Source organism: Halalkalibacter krulwichiae, assembly GCF_002109385.1.
Classification (GTDB): Bacteria; Bacillota; Bacilli; order Bacillales; family Bacillaceae_D; genus Halalkalibacter; species Halalkalibacter krulwichiae.
Genome location: NZ_CP020814.1, coordinates 3,804,868 through 3,825,817 on the forward strand (window position 1 = coordinate 3,804,868; position 20,950 = coordinate 3,825,817).

Below are 20,950 nucleotides of genomic sequence, written 5' to 3' on the forward strand. Positions count from 1 at the left end.
CTTTATCAAGATGTATACATTTTGTTTACTACTGCGACGTCTTGTGCACCTTGAATAAAAGATATTCGGTATCTTCTTTGAGTAGAACTTAAAGAAATAAAAAAAGAGTAGCTCTCAGGCCACTCCTTATAATTCATATTTGACTTGTTGCTTCTCCGTAATTGTCTCATAGAAATCGGCATCCATAGATTGTGAAAAAATAATATTTACAGAGGTTATCTCTTCAGGATTCCCTTTATAGAACAACCCAACAACCCCTTCCTTTTTCACCTTGCCGTAAAAAATGCTATCAAAATCATCCTCACCGATTATAAAATCATTTAATGTCGCGTTCAATTGCTGCCCATTTGAAAGTACTACTTTATCAATACCAAACCAGTCGATGTTTTTCTCCTCTATATTTTCGGAAGAATAAACTATTTGAATATAATGCAATTCATCTGGAACATTCTTACTATCCATATACATTGAAAGTTGATTCTTTGTCTCTACGGGAACGTTTGTGAGTTTGAATAATTTAATATCATCAATTTTCACTTGGATTGGGTCGATATTAACTGTCTCATTTACTTCTTTGATTTTCATAAGCTCTAGTGTCCCGTATCCTGGCTCCTCCAAAATTTGACCAACTTCCGTTAACTTCGGATTTCCATATTCATCAGTTTCAATTTCTTCAATTTCTTCCTCTTCATTAGAAACTACTTTTTGTTCACTTGCAATTACTTCGTTTTCAGCTTCAGCAATATCTACAGAAGCATCCTCCTTAGGCCCACAGGCTGTAAGAAGTAAAACTAGTAATAACAATGAAGCTATCTTTTTCATATTTCTTCTCCCCTATTCATATGTAAATAAATTCTAGTTTATCATACGTTTGGTTCTTAGAAGGAGTTTCATTTATAATATCAACCAAAAAGGTGATTTAAATTGAACGACATTGATCGGAAGGTAAAACAAGTTATACAGAATGTAAACATAACTAAAGGGAGAAATCCAACACTTGAAGAGTTAATGCAATGGACCGGCAGAAGCAAGAAGGATTTACTGGAGATATTGAAGAGGATCGGATTCAGATGAGTTTTCCGGTTCTGTCTTGATAAGAAATTCAAGCACCTTGACTTCTATCTCTCTTAATGGTCGTTTTAATTTCATTTCAAATTCAATAATTAGATTTTCTAATTCTTTTTTCATAGGATGCGCCTCCTTTTCTTAATAATACTCAAAAAGAGACAATGTTCAACAATTAAGGATGAATATCTGACAAATAAAATAAATCTCTAATTAAGCACTTTTCAACACCCTTCGATCTAATAAAGGTCCCTCTTACAAATAAATACAAATTCCAACCGTAACATGATACTATTTAACTAATTGTAAATTGGAGGTATGTTTTATGATCGAACTAAATATAGATGTTACAGAAGTTATAGATGGTTATACTGAATTTAAAGAGTATATAAATGACGAATTCAACAAGGGTTTAATGTTAAGAGCTATTGATAATACAATTATAGGTAAATCATGGCCAAGAAGTTATTTCGAATTAAGGTCATCTATATTACCGGCAATTCTTGGAGATAAGGCTTCTAAATTTCTCTTTTGGTTTATTTTTGGCGGGGACGATTCAACTGAAATTGACTATGAAGAAGAAGATCTACCTCTATTGAATTTTCTCCGGAGTAATTATACTGATAAATTCCTAAAGGCTAAACAGTTTAATGTTAATCCTCATGGGTTTTATCAAATTAATTACACTCACGGGGCTGATAAAGATAGGTTCAATATCTATATTACCAGGAATGATGACGAACAACTATTGTTGAGGACAAGCGTTGTTGAATATTGTGGGATGCTATCTCAATTTATTGAATATTTCTCTAAAATGACTAATGCCGGAGCGATTGAAATATCAGCAGAAGAAGAAACTTTTTTGAAAATGATTTCGTCTGATTTAAAAGAAACATTTAACCGATTGGAAAATAGGTTTTATGAAGGTGATAATAATGAGTAAATTATTATCAGAAAACCCTGTAATGAAAAACGTTGACTCCGATGGTATTATAGGTGCCGCAAAACACAAGGGAAAGGTTATCAGAATTTATGAGGAAGAAGAAACTACGAACCCTGTAAGGGAGGATAAGTCTATGGATGATGGATATAAGAAATTAGTTGAACGATTAGATGCCGATTCTCGTGAACGAGAGGAAAGAATCCATAATCAAATGAGAGAAAGAGAGGAGAGATATGAAAGGCGCTCCAAGGAAGTTGAAGATAGAATAATTCAGTTATATGGTGAATCAGTTTCTCAAATCAATGGAAAATTAGATGCTCACGAAAAATTAATTGAGTCGAAATTTAATACAATGGACACAAAATTAGATTCAATGCAAAAGCAAGTTACAGATATTCATGGTCGCACACGTTTTTGGGTTAATCTTATCGTCCCCTCTATTGTTGCTATAGTTGTAGGTATATTAACCGCTTTGATATCTACAGGTTTTTTTAATACGCCCCACAGTAATGTGAGGGCTTTTTTTATTAAAACAATTTACTCCAAGTTTGAGGGCCGACAATACCATCTACAGAGATCCCTTGAGAACGTTGGAAGTCTTTAACTGCTCCTTCTGTTACTGGACCATACCAACCATCAATAGCTACTCCTAGAGCTGTTTGAACGGCTTCAACGTCTTTTCCTCTCATCATAGGAGAAGCCACACGTAATAAACGACTGTATTTAGGTTTAGAAAGCTTCTTACCAGCTTTGATAGCATTAAAGACTTGAGGTCCTGCTATTCCATCAATCATGAGGTTGTGCTGCTCTTGGAATGCTCTTACAAGACGTTCTGTTTCATCCCCATAGAAACCATCCACTTTAGCTCCTACAGCACGTTGAACAACTTTTACATCCTCTCCTGTCATAAATGGTCTAACGTTCCTTAAAACTCGTTGTGAGGACGTTTGAACCCCTTTTACAACTGGCTTGACTACTTCTTTAATGACTTCTTCTTTCACTTCTACTTTATTCCCTTTAAGTGATGCTCTTACTTTGTTCATATCAATGCCAGGGCACGCTGTGTTTTGACCACTAAATTCTTTATGACCTAGAACATCACTTTCTTTCAATCCAAAACGCTTCATAGCAAGTTTACAACGTTCTTCCCATGCCTTTTCTTGGGCGTCTGTAAATGAGCCGTTACCAACCATACAAATGTGATACGTGACAGTGTTGTGGTCTTTTACCCCATTTGTAATAACGGTAGAATCATAACAGAGTTGAACCGTCCCATCTGGAAAGATAATCTCATGGTAACCACCCGTTAACCAGCCTAGTCCTTTCCATCTACCGTTCCAGAAGGACCAAAAGTCCCCTGTTAGTGTGGCTGAGTGATGGCGAGCGATTTTTTTAATTCGAGACTCAGCACGTGTAGATCGTTTAGGGGTTTCGTTTCTGATATCAATAATTTTAGTCATTATTCTTCATCTCCTCTAATTCTTTTAACTTAGCCTTATTTTCAATAGTCTTTTTTCGAATGTCATTATCTTTCCAACCTGTCCACATAGACCATACAAACGCTACAAACAACGATACAGACTCTTCATCTATCCACGATAGGTCATAAACCGTATTAGCTAAAAGAGTGTTAACCCAAGCTAAAGCGAATACAATAATTCGAATAACGGTTTGCTTATCCATTTATCACACCTCCTCTCAATGGAATAGAAAAAGCGCAGCATTAGCTACGCTCTGTGTAATGTTTTTCAACCCGATCCATTCGATTTTCTAATGAGGTTAAGGAGAATTGGATTTGCTCCAATGTTTCCGATGTTTTCTCCTGGCTTGCGTTCGAACGTTTTAAGTGTTCCATCAAATTCTTTTCTCTTTGAGCAGATTCAGCTCGCTGTTCTTCATACATCTTTAGTAACCGAGCTTCACTCGCGGCCTTTTCTTTACGAGTTTCTCGGATGAAATAACCAGATACTAAAATGCATAGGATTGCCCATACAGCTTGGCTTGTCGCTATTTCGCTTGCCATCTGATACTCCAACTATGCCACCTCATTTAGACAAAATAAATAGCCCTATACGGACTTATAACCACACCTTATATTTTCAGGTTTTCAAAAGCTTCACACCATCTGTCGTATTCAAAAGCAGATTTTCCACTAAACTCCTTCTTTGTGTTTTCAAGAATGTTCCTCACCTCTAGCAACATCTCTCTTTTAGATTCAACCTCATCAATGACAAATTCTTCATTCATTAATTCGTTGTATTCGCGGTTGAGACTTTCTAGATCTTCAATTTGAAGTTGATTGTCTTTTTTGATTGGGTTATTTTGCTTATCCTTTTGTGCATGCTTTACCAGGAGCTCATCTATAAAGTCATTGATTTGATTCCACTCTTCTTCTAGTAGTCTTACAAATCTCGTTCTTAACCTCGAAGATTTACCTGATAACTCTTCATCTACTAAGAATGTTGCTAATCCTTTTAAATCATTGTTCTTCAATTTCATTCGCTTTATCCTCCTCAACAATTCGAACTATACCACCTGAATCAACACTTTTTGCCTTTAGCTTAAAGTCTTCTCTATGAAGCAAAATGATATCTCTAACGTACTTCCTATGGACTATTTCTTTAAATGGAATATTTAATGCTTCGATTTCATCATAATCAAATTCTTCATTCTCGATATTCATATTTAGCACTTCTATCGATCCGCATTCACATTGCGGCAATCTCAAGTTGCTGTATTCATTTTTTTCATTATCAAAAAGCACCGTTAAACCATAATTAAGTTTGATAGTGTTTTTAGTTCCGCAATGTGAGCAAATTTGATAAAGGGTGTCTTGGCTAAATCGCTCAATCATTCCGCCCCTCCTCACGCTGTGTAGTGACCTCTCCAAGCTTTTGTTCCAGTAGAAGAACCAGTTCCTTGGATGTATGCATAGAATCCTTGATTTGTAATATTAGAGATTAATGGATCCTCTACTCCTCCGACTCTTGACTCTGTCCAAATGGCAACACTAGAAGGAGTATACGTCTTTTCTGATCTGAAATTCACCCCTACACCTGCAATGGTGAGTGATGTATTATCTGTTTGTCTTGCCCCCATTCCAAAATAGCCTGTTTCCTGCCCTGATGTAACCATCTTCCTGTTATGCCTTATATACTCTTGATTGAACAATAAAGATGTGACAGTGAGGTTTGGAGAGCTATATCTAAGCCCATCCTCATTCATTGCAAGTTGCGCATTATTTCTCTCTAACGAGATATGAGTTGAAAACATTCTTGCTCTACTAAAATGAGGCACTCCCATATGCACATAATCAGATGTAACAGTTACAGCACCATTTCTAATCCTTGCTTCAATTGACCCAGTATAATCAGGAGACATTAAATCTTCATTTAAAAACTCGCCATTCTCAATTGTTGTCCTTTGCGTTCTACCATTTGTTGTCAATGATGTTACGAATTTTGAACCGGAAATATTTACCCCTTCAATTTCAACACCTTTGATTGTGCCGGCTTCAACAGTCCCTAGGTTTGCTGTGATAGCAGATAACTCAGTAACATTTAATTTGTTAACGTCAATTGTATTTGCTCTAATCTTTCCACCATCTATTTCGACTGTGTTTTGCCATGCCCAATCTGAAACAGTTGATTTAGCATCTCGTCCTTCATTTATAGCTTCTTGTACCTCTGGGTTAAACGACGTAAAGGTCACCGCACCTTCTAGGTTTAACTTTTCTGCACTAATGGAGATTGTTTCAGGAGATAGATTGATCGATGCTACAATATCATCTTTCGTAACACGGAGATCTATTTCGTCTGACAACGTTAAGATCGTCGACTCCGCTGTAGTAAGACGAACTGAAATAGGAGTGACAACATTGTCCGTATATTCCTCTCCGCGCTCTTGAACATCTAGCGGATTAGGGCTCCACGTTGTCGCTTTATCTCCCTCTTCAATTTTTACTCTTCTTACTTCAAACCACTTGCCTGCACTATGATCTCTACTTCCAATTAACAAATAACCTTGTGACGTTTTCCAAGGCAGTGTGTGATGGAACACCAGTTTAGTGAATTCCGTTTCAGAAAGGTTCAAACCTGTTTTCCCAGGAATCGATATGTTTGAACCGTCCAATCTCATAAAGTAGATATAATCTAAAGCGGTAATATTTCCTCTAATTTCAAATGATACCGTATATCTCACTCCGCTTTTCAATTCGCTGTTTCTATAACTCGGACTTGATGTCACCCCGAAAAAACTACCTTGTCCATTAGACAAAGCTTTTAAGATATTTTCATCATTTTCAACCGAATAAGTTACGTTCGCATTAGACCCCGTGGAGAATACTCCACTACCTAAAAATGATCCTCTAAAGACATTTGTTCCACCAATTGCTAAGTTATCAAATTCTTCTCTTGTCACTCTCAAAGCTATGCTATCCACAGTCTGAAGTAATTCAGATTCAGCTGTCTCTAGTCGAGACATTATTCCTTCTTGATCTGCATCATATTCAATCCTGGTTATTCTTTGAGCAATTTCTTCGGCATTTTGTATAATCTCACTCTCGGCTTCCGTCATTCTTGCCTTTAAACCATTTGTTGAATCATTGATATCTTGGTTATAGGTTAACAGAGTTACTCTTTGGGTTATATCGTAAGCGTTCTGCGAGATCTCACTCTCAGCTTCTTCTAGCCTAGACTTCAATCCATTAGAACCATTGATTTCTTGTTCGTAGATAGATAATGAGACTTTCTGTAAAATCTCATAGGCGTTCTGAGAAATATCACTTTCCGCTGCTTCTAACCTCGATTTCAAAGAGGAGTTTTCATCATTAATACTTTCTATCTCTTCTTCAAATATAGTTAATGAAACCTTCTGTGAGATTTCATAGGCATTTTGGGAGATATCAGTTTCAGCTTGTTCCATTCGTCTTGCCAAGGTTTCTGTAGCATCATTGACACTCTGCATGTCTTGTTCGTAGAGTGTCAAAGCAACCCTTTGACTTATATCGTACTCCGTTTGTCCGATTCGGCTTTCGGCATCTTCGAACCTTAAAACCACATTGTTCTGATCAATAGCATATGTTGTCGTGCTCACTCTAGAATTTACAGCCTGATCAACTTCTGTTTTTGTGTAAGTAGAAACTTTATCTGCTTTGTCAGTCAGCATAGAATCTGTTTCTACTTTCGTATAAGTGTCGTCTAAATTAGCCTTTAAATGAAGTTGACCGTTAACCCATTCAACGTTAGCTTTTTCAGATATGTTACTTTGAAGTTCTTGAACCATTGAATCATATTCGGATTTTGCCACCGCATCAATTTCAGCTGCATTTGTCGGGGCTAGATTTTTCCACTTGCTACCATTCCAGCGGTACAAGATCTCTAAAGATGAACTGGTATCAATCCATAAATCATTTAACTCAGGAAAAGAAGGTGGAGTGTCTTGTTTATAAACTCTTTTTTCTGCATATTCCTTGGCATTTTGCTCGGCCTGATCTGCCGCTGTTTCGGCATGTTCCTTAGCATTTTGTTCTGCTTGGTTAGCTACCGTCTCAGCGTGCCCCTTTGCATTATTTTCAGCTGTTTGAGCGACTCCATCAGCATAATAAGTTCCATCGTTAAAAACACCTGTATCTTTCTCATCAATGGTTTGTTTAGTATAGGTAACTTCTAAAACGTCCATCATGCTGATCTTTTGTCTGATTTCGGATTGCAAAGACTTCCATACAGCTGTAACCTCATCTTCTGTATATTCAATGAAGTCTCCCAGCTCTACGATCTTTCTACCTATATTCACAATATCTCTTTCCTGAGTATGCACTCTCGCTTCTAAATACAAAGGTGGATTGAATTTGGTATCTTTTATTTTAATCGTATCGCCAAAACGGATTTTTTTGTTTTCCATTCCCGGAACATTCTCTAGATCGGCAATGTCAGCTGTATACTCGACTACTTCATTCACTCGCTTCTCCAACTCATTTTCTGTTAGAGTAGTTAGCCTTTCTAGTGACATGTCTTCATCAGAAGTTTGAGGTTCGTAGGTCTCGATAAAATGTTGGCCATTTTTCCCCCATCTTGCTAACGCCTCTAAATCCTCTACCAGAACCTCTAATCTAGTTCCGTCTTCACGCACAGGACCAAGTCCAACTAGAGCTGTAAAGATGTTACCTGTCTTTTCAATACGTTCAATGCCAACCAAATCACGACCAAATTCAACCTCTCTACCTCTCCATTGACCTACACGCGGAAGTAAATCAACATACCTCCCCCTAATACGATTACCGTCCACCTCTACTCTAAAATGTAATTCCAGATTAAACTCTTGAGCTATTCTACGTAAAAAGGCAAAAGGGTTTGTATGCTCCTCAATATGAAATGTTCGAATACCTGCAGCTGTAATTGTTCCAGCTTGCCATTCTGTTCCTCCTAACGTGTGACTAACCACTGTAGAAGTTGTTTGTTCAGAGAAGGTTTGAGGTTCAATAATTTTAGCTTTTTTAAGTAATAGGTAACTTGCTGATGAAAATACCTCTGTTCGCATTCCACTCTCATTTCGATATTTACCTGAATCAAGAATGACAAATTCACTAAACCCGTTGTCTTCATTAGGAATAATCACACGATTATGCTTACCTAAGTATTGAGAAAAGGGCTGATCCGCCAAAGTTGTAAAGTCAAACGTTTCAAGGTTATCTTTCAACGACTTCCGATGAACATTATCAATGATTTGCTTTTCTGTAATGTCCCCTAATATTCGATCTGTTTGCCCATCTGTAATATGAATGATCGCAGAAGTTCTACTTGTGCTATTACTCGTCAAAACGTTACCTATATACATAGAAGCTACCTGTGTTTGTTTACTCAAAGATTATCACCTCTTTCTCTTAGCAAAATAAAAAGAGCCCTGACTGGACTCTAAAAATACTTTCTATATACCTCTCTTCTGTGTTCTCCGCTTAGGTGTGCATAGATCATTGTCGTTTCGGTCTTACTGTGTCCTAGGAATTGTTGGATAACTTCTATAGGTGCACCGCGGTTAACTAAGTGCGTGGCGTAAGTGTGTCTTAATTTGTGTGGGTACACGTTCTCGTCCACTCCGGCACGTTTAGCAATTCTTTTTACAACGTAGCGTATTTGAGCAATGCTCATTCTTCTTTTTGGATTACTCTCAGTGATAATAAAAGCCGGATCCTCATCTTGTCTTGTTTTCAAATACCGCTTAATCCATATTTCAGCACGCTTTGAAAAATAAACTTCCCTTTCCTTATCTCCCTTACCTCTCACAATAACGGAGCGATCAGAGAAGTTAAAATCATCCCGATTCAGTCTATAAACCTCGCCGATCCTCACTCCCGCTGAATACATAAACTCAATAAGGGTTGATTCAAGAGGAGATTGGGAGCCTATTCTTAACAACTCAATTGTTTCTTCTTTTAAGAACTTAGGAACCCTCTGCCCTTGTTTCGGGAACTTCAACCTTGCTGCAGGATTGTTATCGATAATTCCTTCTTCGTGAGCGTATCTAAAGAAAGAGCGAAGAGATTTAATTCGATGTTCCAAACTACTTGGCTTTAATTTTTCAGAATGTGCCGCGATATATTGTTTTAAGTGGAAAACTGTAATTTCTTCAATGTTCATATCTTCTAATGCTTCGACTAATAATCTAAACTGAATAGCATAGGCTTGTAACGTGTGCTTCGAGTACCCTTGTGTACGCTTGTCCATTTCATAAACCGACCAGAGATTTGATAGTTTCATAATAAGCCCTCCCTTTTTGACTCGTTTAACGTGACTTAATAGTAACATGTCACTTTTTACGAGTCAATAAATTATTGACACTTTTTACGAGACATTTATAATTAAGGGAGGAGGTGTTATTATGATTAAATCAAATTTAAAGGCCTTGCTTGATGAAAGAGAGTTGTCATTGCGCCAAGTTTCCAGAGATATCAATCACAGACTAGAATCGATTAGGCAACTATATAACGATGAATTAGAAAGGTATCCTAGGGAGTTACTAGACAAGCTCTGTACTTATCTTGATGTTAGCCCTGGTGACTTACTCAAACATGAAAAAGAGCCTACAGAATAATTCTGTGGCTCTTTAGTCGTTAAACTAGTTCAAGTTTACGTTCAATTCTTTTTGACTTCCTATCAAATTCACGGCGATTATTATCTGCAAGTAAATTTTTCTTTAAATGCGCTGCATACTCTTCGGGGGTCAATTTTCCATTTAAATAGGCTTTTCTGGCTTCATCCAGTGTTCTGTATTTCGCCATCGATATCTCCCCTCTCTTTTTGGTTAGTTACATTATACTTCATTACGCTCAATGTAATACCTACCAGATTTGAAAACATTTTGACATATGCAATGTCGTCTTTTGTAAAACAATCTTTAACAGACCCATCAATACTTAGTACAGCAACAACCTTCTCATTAACAACAACAGGATAGCAGAGTAAGGAAAAGTACTCCTTTGTCGCTTTGGGATGCGGCTTAAAATCCTTACTTTTTGTTAGGTCTTTTTCATATTGATATTCTCCGCTGGTGAATGCTTTTCCTGCAATACTTTCCTTGCTATCTAACCTTAATTTTTCTTTACCCTTAATACTGTATCCGCAACCTTCAAATATTTTAAGCTTTGAAGGATCTTCTTCATCTAAAACAAAAACTGCACAACGATGATTTATACTTTTGGTGCTTTTTAACGAAAGAGGAACCTGGGTTGTTGTAAAATTAAGCACCTTTTTACCATGTTCATGAACTAAATCAGTCTTTTGATCATCTAAAGAAACTAGGTCTTTAATCTCGTCATTAACTTGATCAATCAAAGTAAGAATTATCGATTTCTGTTTAGAATCATCGCTAGTTCTTTGCAGATTTTCTTTGTATTTCTTAATTAGATCTTTACCTGGTGTTTTTGCGATTTTATATATTTTAACGCCCCAATACACAATAAATATAAAAATCGCTATCCACAAAAAGGCGTTGAGCAAAATAAGAACTGTATCAGGATTAAGATTACTTACTTGATTTGAAAATGATTCATCTAACTTCTTGTAGGTTTTGGAATCTGAAAGCCATTCAAATAAGCTCAAAATAAAAACCACCTTCGCCCAATTTATACTAAACTAGCATAGCAAAATATCAAAATTCTGGAAAGGTGATTAGAACTAGTATTTTATTCTTTTGAACAGCTTATAGCTACTGTTTGATTTTCTTTATTAAAGACTACAGAAATGAAACAACCGGCAATTGTATCCTCATAAGTAACAACAGTATCCCCATTCTCCAAAGTAAACCTACTCACTTCGTTTACGGCACTTCTTAGCATTTTAGATCATCACCTCTTACTAAACATAAAGAAGCACCTTTTTAAGATGCTTCTTCTTCAACTAACGCTTCTTCGTCAGTTGGGTTTTTCCATCAACTCATTAATCATTTGTTCCTGCTCTACATTCTGATTAACCAGCTCAATAATTGTTTTGCTCTGTTGCATAATAAGTTCATCTTGTTGCTGGATAACCTCAATTAAATTCTGCCATTTCGTCAAATCCTTCACCTTCGTCAACGTTTTCTAGTTCTTTAATTTCTACATCTACAAAGATCCGTACCTCTTCCTCTACAGGAGACACTTGTGCCGCATAGTGTGTAGATTGGTCAAAATCAGGGATTTTTGCATATTCTACAGGTTTATATCCTTCAAGTTGTCTTGAGCTTAGCAATAAATTCTCGTCCACCAACATTCCGTATTTTTGCATTCGTACTCACCACCTTTCTTGCCAAATTCATAGAAACGATAGGTTTCACATTCTTATGATAAAAATGATAACTATTACTTCGTTTAATCCATCCCCAATAACTGATGATAGCGGATGCGTCTTTCTCGTTTAAAAATCCTTTGCGTTTAACCTTTCTGACTCTTCTCCTTATTCGTAAAGCGTTTCTTTTGCGTAACGTGACTTTGTTTCGAGATAACCTTACACCCAGAAAGTCTATATCTCGTTTGCTTGTTCGAAAAACTTGCCAGTTGTCCTTCAATGTTAAATCAATATCATTAAGATAAGATTCGATTTCTTTTCTTGCTCTGTGCAATTTTCGCTTATTGGAGCCTAACAACACCAAGTCATCCACATATCGAACGTAATACTTTACGCCAAGTTTCTCTTTTATCATGTGATCTAATCCCTCTAAAAAGAAGTTCGCAAACCACTGACTAGTGTAGAACCCTATTGGTTGCCCCTTATTACCGTCAATAATAATGTCTATTAACCATAAGCAATCATTGTCTTTGATTTTTCTGCGAAACATTCGTTTTAAGATTTCACCGTTTATAGACGGGTAAAATTTCTTTACATCCATTTTCAAACAATATTTTGTGTTCTTAAAATCAGAATCTAACCATCTTTTCACAATCCTTTGTCCTTGGCTAGTACCTCGCTTCGGAACACTACCACAACTATATTCATACATCCCTTTCGAAAGAATGGGTTCTATTTGTAGCATCAATGCCCAATGAATGATTTGGTCAGGGTAAAAGTTAGGCTTATAGATAGTTCTTATCTTGTTACTGGATGTATCTTTTATTGTTTTTATTTGTGGTTTAGATGGTGTGTATGTTTTATTAACAAGCATCTTTTGTATTTGATAAGCGTAATAATCCATATTATTTAAAATGGTACTGACACGCTTTTGATTACGTTTGCCAAGAGAAGCTTTCATAATAGCGTGTTTTATGTTGTTAATATCGTATATCTTTTCATAAATGTATCCCTGTCTTTTCAACGATGTATTTCCTTTCTTATTAGCCTCAAGGTCTTTCGACTTGCTACTAAACCCTGCTCTTTACGGCGAATTTTTACCAAGGGGTAAGGATTATAGAGTGCAATAATTCCACAATTTTTTTATTCTAATAAGAGTCTGCCCGACGTGATTCCAATTCGAATCCCCAGAAGAATTGTTCAAGTTCCAATACGAAAGACCTGCATTCGAACCATTATTCAGGTTCCTGCCGACGAGGGCAAGCGCGCACCCTATAACCCTAATCTATCTTAAATGATTTTTAAAAAGCATTTACTTTCCTGGGAGAGGTTTCTCCCAGGCCCTCTCTAAGAGCGCTTTTTAAGAAGCCGCCCGACGAGAGACCAAGCCGAAGCCCCAGAAGAAAAGTACAAGTCCCAATACGAAAGACCAGCAATCGAACCATTATACAGGTACCCGCCGACGAGGGCAATTCTTTGCCCTGTCGCTTGCCAATAATGGTCGGAGTAATAAGTTGTAGAACTTCCTCCTAATATTGTCGGGAAATTCGCAAATGGGTGTTTATTGTCAAGACCCATTCCTATAACCCAACCGTTTGAAGTGGCGTTTACGTAATTTAGCTTTTCATACGGGTGGGCAAATACATTACTAGCATAGTTGTTTGCATCTTTAGACACCCAAGCTTGATGGTCATTGATATTAACCCCATCTACAAATTGCCATAAATCCCCCCACGGCGACTCGATACCACGATACATACACGGATACCTTCCGCTTGTATTATCACCGATACTACCACTTGATGCTGCAATATCCGCACTAAACCCATTTCTCCATCCACTAGACCAAATAACATTCCCTTCCGTTACATCTATTGGATCACCATCAAAAACAATTTCTTGATTGCTTTCATCGACAACGTTTATATCTGTTACTGTGCGTCCGTGGACGACGCTAGTGTTTCCTCTTGAACTTCCAATGCTTATGGATTGTCCTACAACAAACTGACCGGCAGTAGCATTTGACACAACTGCCCGATTAACCCCTTGCTCTGTTAAGGTAATAGTATGACTGTCACTATATGCACCTGACACTAACCCTTGCATAACAGACTGAGAATTCAACGTCGCAAATTCAATGTGGATCAGAGTTTCTAATACGTCTTGTGCGTGAATATCCAATTGTTGATAACCTGTTAATCCAGCGTTTGCATCATTGTTGTTTCTAGCGTCATTTCTGAACTGCACTATATTTCTAAACACCGTAGGAATTGTACCGAATTTAGATTCTAGTTTCCCGTCGGCACTCAAGCTTCCCTTGTATTTCCCGTGGTCGTAATATTCTAGTTCTTCATTTTTCTCAAAATCCCAAAATAACCAAGGTAAATAAAAGCCTGGATATCTTGTTTTTGAAACTCTCTTGATTAAATGATTCTTCCCGCCTGTTTTTTGGATGTAAAATTTCGGAATGCGTGTAAATCTGTTTCCGTATTCATCTTCCGCTTCGTGCATTTCTCCGAATATCGGCATACGATCAAAGTCATTACGCACTAATTCTCCATCTACACCAACATTTGCAACAAGACCTTCTGCTGCATCAGTCCGTGTCATTTGCGGACTAGATTCTTTATTCCAATAAATGCCGAAAATTAATTTATCAGAGTTCATGACATTTATAATCTCTTTTTGGTTGGATAAGATTTCTTCAATTTTGTTCACTTCTACATTTTGTGTTTCGGGATAAAACTCAAGATTACTCCCCAATAGTTGAACAGCAACTTTTGGCATAGGCTTATTAGTTTCTGGGTCAATCACCTTTGCATCGATTGAATATGTTAATCTTTCATCTGCCATTATTTATTCCTCCTTAACTATTTTTCGTTCAATCCATTTCCATTATTTTAATTATTTGATGTGTAGCCGCGATACCAAATACCCTTAAATTACTGCTTATTTCAAAAACAACGGTTTCCCCAGCAAGTATAGGGAAACCGTTGTTGACTGTTACTGTATTTTGTGGACCTATATAAACAATTCCATCAACTACTCTCACTAACATTTTTCTCTTATCACTCAAAGAGCCTGTAATCTCAATTGGAGATGTATTTACTGACAGTGTTCTTACATTGAAAGTGTTAGCTCCAATTGACTGTGATTTTTGAGCTCCTTCATTCGTTCCTCTTGCCGGAACATAGATACCTGAATTAGTTAGTAAATAATTTGAAATAGGCAATGGGTTTCTTTCCCCGGTCACAACAAAGCTTCCACTAGCATCTTCATGCTGCGGTAAGAACCCTGGAATCTCTCCGGGGATAGGATTCGACTCGCGTAATAATCTCGTCATCTAAACCTCTCCCTATATTTAACCGATGTTTTAAAACTATCTTCTGGATGGATCACAAGTTGATTAAACCCTGCTCTAAGCTTGAAATAATTACCGCCAAAATCCTTTAGGTCTTTCCTATCTTCTCCGTTAATTAGGAGCTCCGCTTCTTTATGATCAAACGTTATAATATCTCCGGTGTAGGCTATATAAGGAGTTTGATCTGTAGTCACTTGACTCAACTCAAAAACTCGAATGTTATTTATCCTAGCTAGATAAGGAGAAGGATGACTCCCATGTCTACTAATGTACAGCTGCACATATTTCAAACGACCTAGATATTCCTCATTAAAGTCATGATATGAATTTAATAACGTATCCTGGTGCTTACCATTGACTACTTGAGCAATATAGAATTCATATACTTTCCCGACTCGCTTAACTCTCATATTAAACAAAGAAGATTTACCAAAGTCATCGTGCCGATAATTCCCACTATAGATGGGATAACGAACCCCGAAACCGTCATACTCACCAACACGTCCCAAGCCGATTCGCCTATGTTGATTAGAATTGCTGTCAAGAATACCAATCTTACTAAGTAATTTCATAGATTCATCAAACATATAAATCTCAATTCTTAGTGTTTCTGCTCTAAGATCTGTTCGGGTATCAATATTAGCTACTAGTTCAAAATCTTGTGCCGGACTGACTTCTTTTATAACCGCAGGTCCAGTGTAAGTAATTCCTGATCCATAATTAGAAGCAATGATCCCACTTCCATCAAAGGTCATTTGTCCGGCCACTATTCCAAACTGGTCAACTTGCACCGGAGAAGTATTCCAAGATCCTAAGGTGTCCCCTGATTCCTCGAGTATACTTTTTTTGGTATCAACCACTTCTTCATCCACTTCCGATGGGCGACCAATCATTTGGTATTCATTTGCTTGATTTTGAACCATCGCAAAAGTGACAGGCTTCAACACCTCTAATTCAAAAATTGGATCTGCATCAGCTGTACCAAAATTACTCAATGTTGCTGCATCTTCAGGAAACTCTGCTTGATATTCTGGACCATAACTAAAGGGATCCAAACATAGGAATTGAATGGTACCTTGGCGTTGTTTAACAAATTTATCAAAATCCTCAATCGTATTTTGGACCAATGCATAATAAGTTCTTCCAGGCTCATCATCAAATTCAAGAGGAACTGGCTCATTTGTAAACAACCAACTAGCTATTTCATCTTTATACTGCAATGCATATTCATCATTAGGCTCTACAAACCCTACTGGTTGATTGATAACCATTACATCTGTTTGAGAAGACTGCAAATGAGCTCCTGGCATTCCTGGTACTGTAACTATATTACGCCTAACAGGAGCGAAAGGAGGTTTACTCCGCCCTTGCAGTAGATATAACCATGGTTTCTTAATGTTGTTAAACGTTAAAGACTTAAGCAAACCTCTCCCTCACTCTCTTTTTCCTATCCTGTATATTAGTAACATGCTCTTCTACTACTTGACCTACAACTCGACCATCCATCGTGTTAGTAATGTTTAATTGAAGAACAATGGGTTCCATATCATTAGAATTCGCCTGTTGATCATTGAGGCTCTTTATGACACGATCTGCTTCACCCGGACTTCTCGCCCCAGTTGCATAGGCTGGCATATGGTTTAAAGCACTAATAATCTTCTTACTTTCATCATGAGTGAAAACTTCATATCCACGAGGGCGATCATACATACCTAAATTAAGCAATTCCCAACGGTTACCCATTCGACCTAATTCAAATCCCTCTTCACCAGCTATAAATGGTCCTCCGGGGTGTCCTCCGATCGGAGTCCCTACAGCGTAGGCACGCGGTTGTAAGTTATACTTCTGTATAATACTTTCAGTAACACTAACCCTCTTATATACAGGCCGACTGATACGTTCCTCTAATTTCGCAAGTGTCCCATCATCAGTAACATTTACCTTCTTAAGATAATCATTCAGACTTAAAGACTCATCTAATTTCTTAGCTTCCATATAAGATTTGAAAATCTCTGCCGTCGTCAATTTTTGAGATCCGGTAACATTATCGATTGCGCCTTTTGCATTTTTCAACTCTGCTAAAACTTTTTCGCGTTCGTTTATTTCATTTTGAACTTCTTGATTAAGTCCAGCTTGTTCATTTTGAGACTCTCGAAGCTTACCAATGGCTTTCTCTTCTTTCTTGATAGCCTCGTCAAGTTTCTTAATTCCTTCATCTTTTTCGCCGTTTATTCCAACTTGCGCAAGCTCAACCTCGACCAACTTCCCTTTGATTTCTTCTATTTTATCAAGTTCGGCTTCAGTTGCATCTAATTGGTCTCTCTTGGCAATTAACCTGTTCCATTCTTCGACTAGTTGATCTTTTAATAGCTGTAAATCCCTTTCTTGTAGAGCTAAATTATTCTCATAAAACAGACGATTATGTTCGTTGTTTTCTTTTTCGGCTTTCGCAATTTCCGCTTTTGTGTTTTTTATTTCACGCGTTTTCAACTCGATATTGCCTTCGAGCTCCTCGACTTTTTCACGGTGACCATTTATTTCTGCCGCTAACCTTTCCTGTTCGCGTAAATTCTCTAGATGGTTTGCTTCAGCTAATGCTAATTGAGATCTTAACTCCAGTCGGATCCGCTCGCGTTGCTCGTTGTTATAATCCTTTAAAGCTCCTGTACTGTCTAAGAGTACGTTTCCTTGCTCCGTGATTTTTACGGTTGAATCAGGCAACTCTTCTACTAACCTATTATTTAATCCTAACAGCTCTTCCAATTCCTCGTTAGTTGCACCGCTCTTTTTCGCAAGTTCTGCCTGCCGATCTCTTAGAATCGCGATCTTTGTTGGATCCGTTTCTCTTTTTATTCGACTTTGCAGGTCAACGAACTCTTCTAGCTCCGAATTGGATAGTTTTAGCTTTCCTTTAAGCTCTTCGTACCGATCAATATTAGATCTTAGTGCGGCTTCTTCTTCCATTAGTGAATTTGCTAAATTAAGATTAACCTCTTCAGCTTTTTGCGAGTGTTTATAGAGTTGATAAATACCGTAGCCGAGACCGCCAACAGCCGCAATCCCTAAGGTTACTGGATTGATCAGTCCCATTGTTGCCGCTGTTAAGCCTCCAGCACCAGCAATTGCGCCTGATAACATACCTACAACTCTTACTGCTCCACCGACTGTAGTAGTGATATTTCCTAAAACAAGTGCGGCGGGTCCAACAGCCGCAACTAACAATCCCCATTTAATAATTTGTTTTTGAGTCTCATCATCTAATTCGCCAAATTTACGAATTAGTTCAGTTCCTTTTTGAATAAATTCAGTTACTGCCGGAATCATATGCTCTGAAAATGCAATGCCAGCTCCCTCTAAGGCAGACCTAAATTCTGTTATTGCTCCCTTAGCGTTAGCTGACATAGTATCAGCCATTTTCTTAGCGGCGCCTTCTGACTCGATTAACATCTCAGTATTGCCACCAATGGTTTTCGATCCTGCCTCAAGCATAACCGCCCAATTCTTATAAGCTTCAGCTCCAAAAATTGTAGTAAGCGCAGCCGCTTTTTGCTCATTGTTTAAATGACTTGTCTTCTTTTCTAACTCTTCAATGATGTTTGGCAAAGGTTTGATCTCGCCATTTGCTTCAAAAAAGCTTAATTTTAGATCCTTCATTACGGCACTAGCTTCTTTTGAAGGTTTGGCCAATCTCTGTAAAGAAGTAGCAAAGGCGGCACCTGCTTTTTCGCCTTGAAGACCAGCGTCACTCATGGACATAACTGCCGCTGCCGATTCTTCGAGTGTCCATCCTAACGTGTTTGCGACAGGGGCAATATATGTCATTGCGTGTCCCATCTGTTCAACGCTGGTATTTGCATTAGAAGCCGCTGCTGCTAGAACATCTGAAACATGTCCCGCATTTTGCGCTTGAATACCAAAGGAACTCATAATATTTGAAGTAATATCAGCAGCACGGCCAAGGTCCATTGCTCCTGCAGCGGCCAAACTTAAAAGCCCTGGCATGCCAGCCATAATTTCACTTGTTTCCCAACCAGCCATACCTAAAAAACCCATTGCATCCGCTGCTTGAGAAGCACTGAAACGAGTCGTTGATCCTAATTCTTTTGCTTGGTCAGAAAGACTCTTCATTTCAGACTCAGATGCTTGAGTAAGAGCCTGAACCTTGCTCATCCCTTCTTCAAAGTCCATTCCCACTTTTAATGCAGCGGCAGCTGCTCCTAAAATAGGAGTTGTCACACGCATCGTGTATGACCGGCCAAAACTAGAAATACTCTGACCGATCGTTTGCATGTTTCGTCCAGCTTCTTCTGCACTTTTACTCAAGCGCCTCCAAGGGTCTTCTTGCGCTTTAATGGCTGCAGTAACACCCTTAAGTTGATTCTCTGTTCTATTCATAGCAGCAACAGCATGATTATATTGATTAGCAAGATTTCGTGTTTGCTGGGCGTTTTCACCTTTAACCCGTCTTGATTCTTCATACCGTCTACGCAACTCTTGTACTTGTCTACGTTGAACATCTAATCGCCTTGTTAATATATCAGATTGCTCACGCATCCCACGTAATGATTGTGTATATTCCCGTCCACCAGAACGAGCGGCATTCATTTCCGATCTCAATCCTTTAAGGTCATCTTTAAACCCTTTTAAACCTCTCGCCGAACCTTCATCTTCCCACGAAAGACGTGTACGTAAAGTACCGACATCTTTTGAGCTCATCACCTCACCTCCTTACCAAACATCACTGAGATAAACCTCTTTTTCTTGCGGAATTTGCTCTTCTGCAAATAGAGAATCAAAAAAGTGGACGTCCATCTCATCGATCTGAGACATCGTCCACCCTACCTGTCCGTTTTCCGGGAACATCATTTTTTTATATAAAGAAATAAGGGAAGCGAAGGCTTCTTTCGCCGTCACTCCCCTTGGTTGTTTCCCTCGCTATCCTCTGGTTTTCTTTCGTCTGTAGGCTTTATGCCCCAAATAGCTTCTATCAATTTACTATCCATGTACTCCTTACTTGCACCTTCATAAACTTGTTCCAATGTGAATTGGTTTTTGAAGACTATATCCACAAGAATTGATGTGAATTCATCATCTTCATCTAGCTGTTCCTGTGCCGTTAGCTTTTTATCTCCTCGTTCTTCGGCTTTTACCTCAAGCTCTAGAAACCTTCTTTTAGCTGCAATAGGTACAAAAGGAACTGTAAATAATTTTTTCTCACCTTCAATATAGAGTTCGATTTTCATAGATTACACCTCTGGAACCCAGTTTTTATCAACCACTTCATTAAACCAATTTTTAAAAACATCTGAGTCAATCGATTCGTCTTGATCCCAAGCTTTTAGCTTTTCTTCGCCATCGTGAATACGCGGGATTGCTTCTCCTGAATGACTAGGTGTTTGATACGTTGGTGTATCCTGTTTTGTTTCTTTGTTTTCTTCTGCAGGAGCAAACTTGACTCGGTAAAGCCAAAAGAATTCTGATCCTCCCCGAGCAGATTCCGCTTGTCCACCAATTGCAATATACGGGGCTGCATCATTTGCATTATCAGACATTAATCCATTTTCATGAATGGTTTTTCCTAAAATATCAGCTTCCACTTCTTTTTCTAAATATGCAGTATTTAATGTGACTGCCATTGGACCTTTCTGAACATCAGAGAAAAGCACCTGGTCTTCTGCACGTAAATTCCCACGGTTTATAGACGGTTGAATATTAAAAGCAATCGCAGGACCCAGCTGTTTAACTGGACCGTACTCCGTCTTATCCTTGTCTTCACTTAAAATTTTTGCATAATGTAAATTCTTAAGCCCTTTTAAAGCCATT

At 38.0% G+C, this 20,950-nt stretch carries 24 protein-coding genes; 3 read left to right on the forward strand and 21 right to left on the reverse strand.

Annotated features, from left to right (window positions below; all coding sequences use genetic code 11):
• Positions 1 to 126: 126 nt before the first annotated feature.
• A complete protein-coding gene (locus BkAM31D_RS19225) occupies positions 127 to 822 on the reverse strand; it encodes a hypothetical protein (RefSeq protein WP_066161079.1) in 696 nt (231 codons plus the stop codon).
• A gap of 216 nt (positions 823 to 1,038) precedes the next feature.
• Positions 1,039 to 1,188, reverse strand: coding sequence for a hypothetical protein (locus BkAM31D_RS23715; RefSeq protein ID WP_157076936.1), 150 nt, complete (start codon positions 1,186 to 1,188; stop codon positions 1,039 to 1,041).
• 202 nt (positions 1,189 to 1,390) lie between these two features.
• Here BkAM31D_RS23715 and BkAM31D_RS19230 point away from each other — a divergent pair, with 202 nt between their 5' ends.
• Positions 1,391 to 2,008: a hypothetical protein gene (locus tag BkAM31D_RS19230; RefSeq protein WP_066161076.1), complete on the forward strand. Its 618-nt coding sequence runs from the start codon at positions 1,391 to 1,393 to the stop codon at positions 2,006 to 2,008.
• Positions 2,001 to 2,612, forward strand: a complete 612-nt coding sequence (locus BkAM31D_RS19235; RefSeq protein ID WP_085449826.1) for a hypothetical protein — start codon at positions 2,001 to 2,003, stop codon at positions 2,610 to 2,612. The genes BkAM31D_RS19230 and BkAM31D_RS19235 overlap by 8 nt, the downstream gene beginning before the upstream one ends.
• Here the strand turns inward: BkAM31D_RS19235 and BkAM31D_RS19240 are convergent.
• The 7 genes from BkAM31D_RS19240 to BkAM31D_RS19270 are packed head-to-tail and all read right to left on the reverse strand — an operon-like array spanning position 2,536 to position 9,762.
• On the reverse strand, positions 2,536 to 3,468 hold the full coding sequence (locus BkAM31D_RS19240) for a peptidoglycan recognition protein family protein (protein ID WP_066161070.1): 933 nt from the start codon (positions 3,466 to 3,468) through the stop codon (positions 2,536 to 2,538). The two genes, BkAM31D_RS19235 and BkAM31D_RS19240, sit on opposite strands and share 77 nt — an antisense overlap.
• Positions 3,461 to 3,691, reverse strand: coding sequence for a phage holin (locus BkAM31D_RS19245; RefSeq protein ID WP_066161067.1), 231 nt, complete (start codon positions 3,689 to 3,691; stop codon positions 3,461 to 3,463). Before BkAM31D_RS19245 ends, BkAM31D_RS19240 begins: the two co-directional genes overlap by 8 nt.
• A gap of 40 nt (positions 3,692 to 3,731) precedes the next feature.
• Positions 3,732 to 4,043 (reverse strand): hypothetical protein, encoded by a 312-nt coding sequence (locus BkAM31D_RS19250; RefSeq protein ID WP_066161064.1) that lies wholly within the window; start codon positions 4,041 to 4,043, stop codon positions 3,732 to 3,734.
• Between the two features lie 56 nt (positions 4,044 to 4,099).
• Positions 4,100 to 4,507 carry a hypothetical protein gene (locus BkAM31D_RS19255; protein WP_066161061.1) on the reverse strand — a complete coding sequence of 136 codons (408 nt, stop codon included), beginning with the start codon at positions 4,505 to 4,507 and terminating at the stop codon, positions 4,100 to 4,102.
• Positions 4,488 to 4,862 (reverse strand): hypothetical protein, encoded by a 375-nt coding sequence (locus BkAM31D_RS19260; protein ID WP_066161058.1) that lies wholly within the window; start codon positions 4,860 to 4,862, stop codon positions 4,488 to 4,490. Before BkAM31D_RS19260 ends, BkAM31D_RS19255 begins: the two co-directional genes overlap by 20 nt.
• 11 nt (positions 4,863 to 4,873) lie before the next feature.
• Complete coding sequence (locus tag BkAM31D_RS19265) at positions 4,874 to 8,869, reverse strand: phage tail spike protein (RefSeq protein ID WP_066161055.1); 3,996 nt, start codon at positions 8,867 to 8,869, stop codon at positions 4,874 to 4,876.
• A 50-nt stretch (positions 8,870 to 8,919) separates the two neighbouring features.
• Complete coding sequence (locus BkAM31D_RS19270) at positions 8,920 to 9,762, reverse strand: tyrosine-type recombinase/integrase (RefSeq protein ID WP_085449827.1); 843 nt, start codon at positions 9,760 to 9,762, stop codon at positions 8,920 to 8,922.
• A 121-nt stretch (positions 9,763 to 9,883) separates the two neighbouring features.
• On the opposite strand from BkAM31D_RS19270, the gene BkAM31D_RS19275 reads away from it, so the two are divergent.
• Complete coding sequence (locus tag BkAM31D_RS19275) at positions 9,884 to 10,096, forward strand: helix-turn-helix domain-containing protein (protein ID WP_066161153.1); 213 nt, start codon at positions 9,884 to 9,886, stop codon at positions 10,094 to 10,096.
• Positions 10,097 to 10,115: 19 nt separating this feature from the next.
• On the opposite strand, the gene BkAM31D_RS23720 is transcribed toward BkAM31D_RS19275, so the two are convergent.
• The 12 genes from BkAM31D_RS23720 to BkAM31D_RS19325 form a co-directional block, all read right to left on the reverse strand.
• Complete coding sequence (locus BkAM31D_RS23720) at positions 10,116 to 10,283, reverse strand: hypothetical protein (RefSeq protein WP_157076940.1); 168 nt, start codon at positions 10,281 to 10,283, stop codon at positions 10,116 to 10,118.
• Positions 10,258 to 11,103: a GAF domain-containing protein gene (locus tag BkAM31D_RS19280; protein ID WP_066161155.1), complete on the reverse strand. Its 846-nt coding sequence runs from the start codon at positions 11,101 to 11,103 to the stop codon at positions 10,258 to 10,260. Before BkAM31D_RS19280 ends, BkAM31D_RS23720 begins: the two co-directional genes overlap by 26 nt.
• A gap of 83 nt (positions 11,104 to 11,186) precedes the next feature.
• On the reverse strand, positions 11,187 to 11,339 hold the full coding sequence (locus BkAM31D_RS23725; RefSeq protein ID WP_157108292.1) for a hypothetical protein: 153 nt from the start codon (positions 11,337 to 11,339) through the stop codon (positions 11,187 to 11,189).
• Between the two features lie 75 nt (positions 11,340 to 11,414).
• A complete protein-coding gene (locus tag BkAM31D_RS23730; protein WP_157076938.1) occupies positions 11,415 to 11,558 on the reverse strand; it encodes a hypothetical protein in 144 nt (47 codons plus the stop codon).
• Positions 11,533 to 11,766, reverse strand: a complete 234-nt coding sequence (locus BkAM31D_RS19285) for a hypothetical protein (RefSeq protein ID WP_157076939.1) — start codon at positions 11,764 to 11,766, stop codon at positions 11,533 to 11,535. Before BkAM31D_RS19285 ends, BkAM31D_RS23730 begins: the two co-directional genes overlap by 26 nt.
• On the reverse strand, positions 11,708 to 12,790 hold the full coding sequence (locus tag BkAM31D_RS19290; protein ID WP_066161142.1) for an RNA-directed DNA polymerase: 1,083 nt from the start codon (positions 12,788 to 12,790) through the stop codon (positions 11,708 to 11,710). Before BkAM31D_RS19290 ends, BkAM31D_RS19285 begins: the two co-directional genes overlap by 59 nt.
• Positions 12,791 to 13,113: 323 nt before the next feature.
• Positions 13,114 to 14,619, reverse strand: coding sequence for a hypothetical protein (locus BkAM31D_RS19295; protein ID WP_085449828.1), 1,506 nt, complete (start codon positions 14,617 to 14,619; stop codon positions 13,114 to 13,116).
• Between the two features lie 28 nt (positions 14,620 to 14,647).
• Entirely contained in the window at positions 14,648 to 15,109 is a 462-nt protein-coding gene (locus BkAM31D_RS19300; RefSeq protein ID WP_066160366.1) for a hypothetical protein, read from the reverse strand.
• The gene (locus BkAM31D_RS19305; protein WP_066160368.1) at positions 15,106 to 16,551 is read right to left on the reverse strand and encodes a distal tail protein Dit; all 1,446 of its coding nucleotides are present in this window, start codon (positions 16,549 to 16,551) and stop codon (positions 15,106 to 15,108) included. The genes BkAM31D_RS19300 and BkAM31D_RS19305 overlap by 4 nt, the downstream gene beginning before the upstream one ends.
• Positions 16,544 to 19,843: a phage tail tape measure protein gene (locus BkAM31D_RS19310; protein WP_066160371.1), complete on the reverse strand. Its 3,300-nt coding sequence runs from the start codon at positions 19,841 to 19,843 to the stop codon at positions 16,544 to 16,546. Before BkAM31D_RS19310 ends, BkAM31D_RS19305 begins: the two co-directional genes overlap by 8 nt.
• Positions 19,844 to 20,037: 194 nt before the next feature.
• Entirely contained in the window at positions 20,038 to 20,370 is a 333-nt protein-coding gene (gene gpG, locus BkAM31D_RS19320; protein WP_066160375.1) for a phage tail assembly chaperone G, read from the reverse strand.
• Positions 20,371 to 20,373: 3 nt separating this feature from the next.
• Positions 20,374 to 20,949: a major tail protein gene (locus BkAM31D_RS19325; RefSeq protein WP_066160379.1), complete on the reverse strand. Its 576-nt coding sequence runs from the start codon at positions 20,947 to 20,949 to the stop codon at positions 20,374 to 20,376.
• Between the last annotated feature and the right edge of the window lies 1 nt (position 20,950).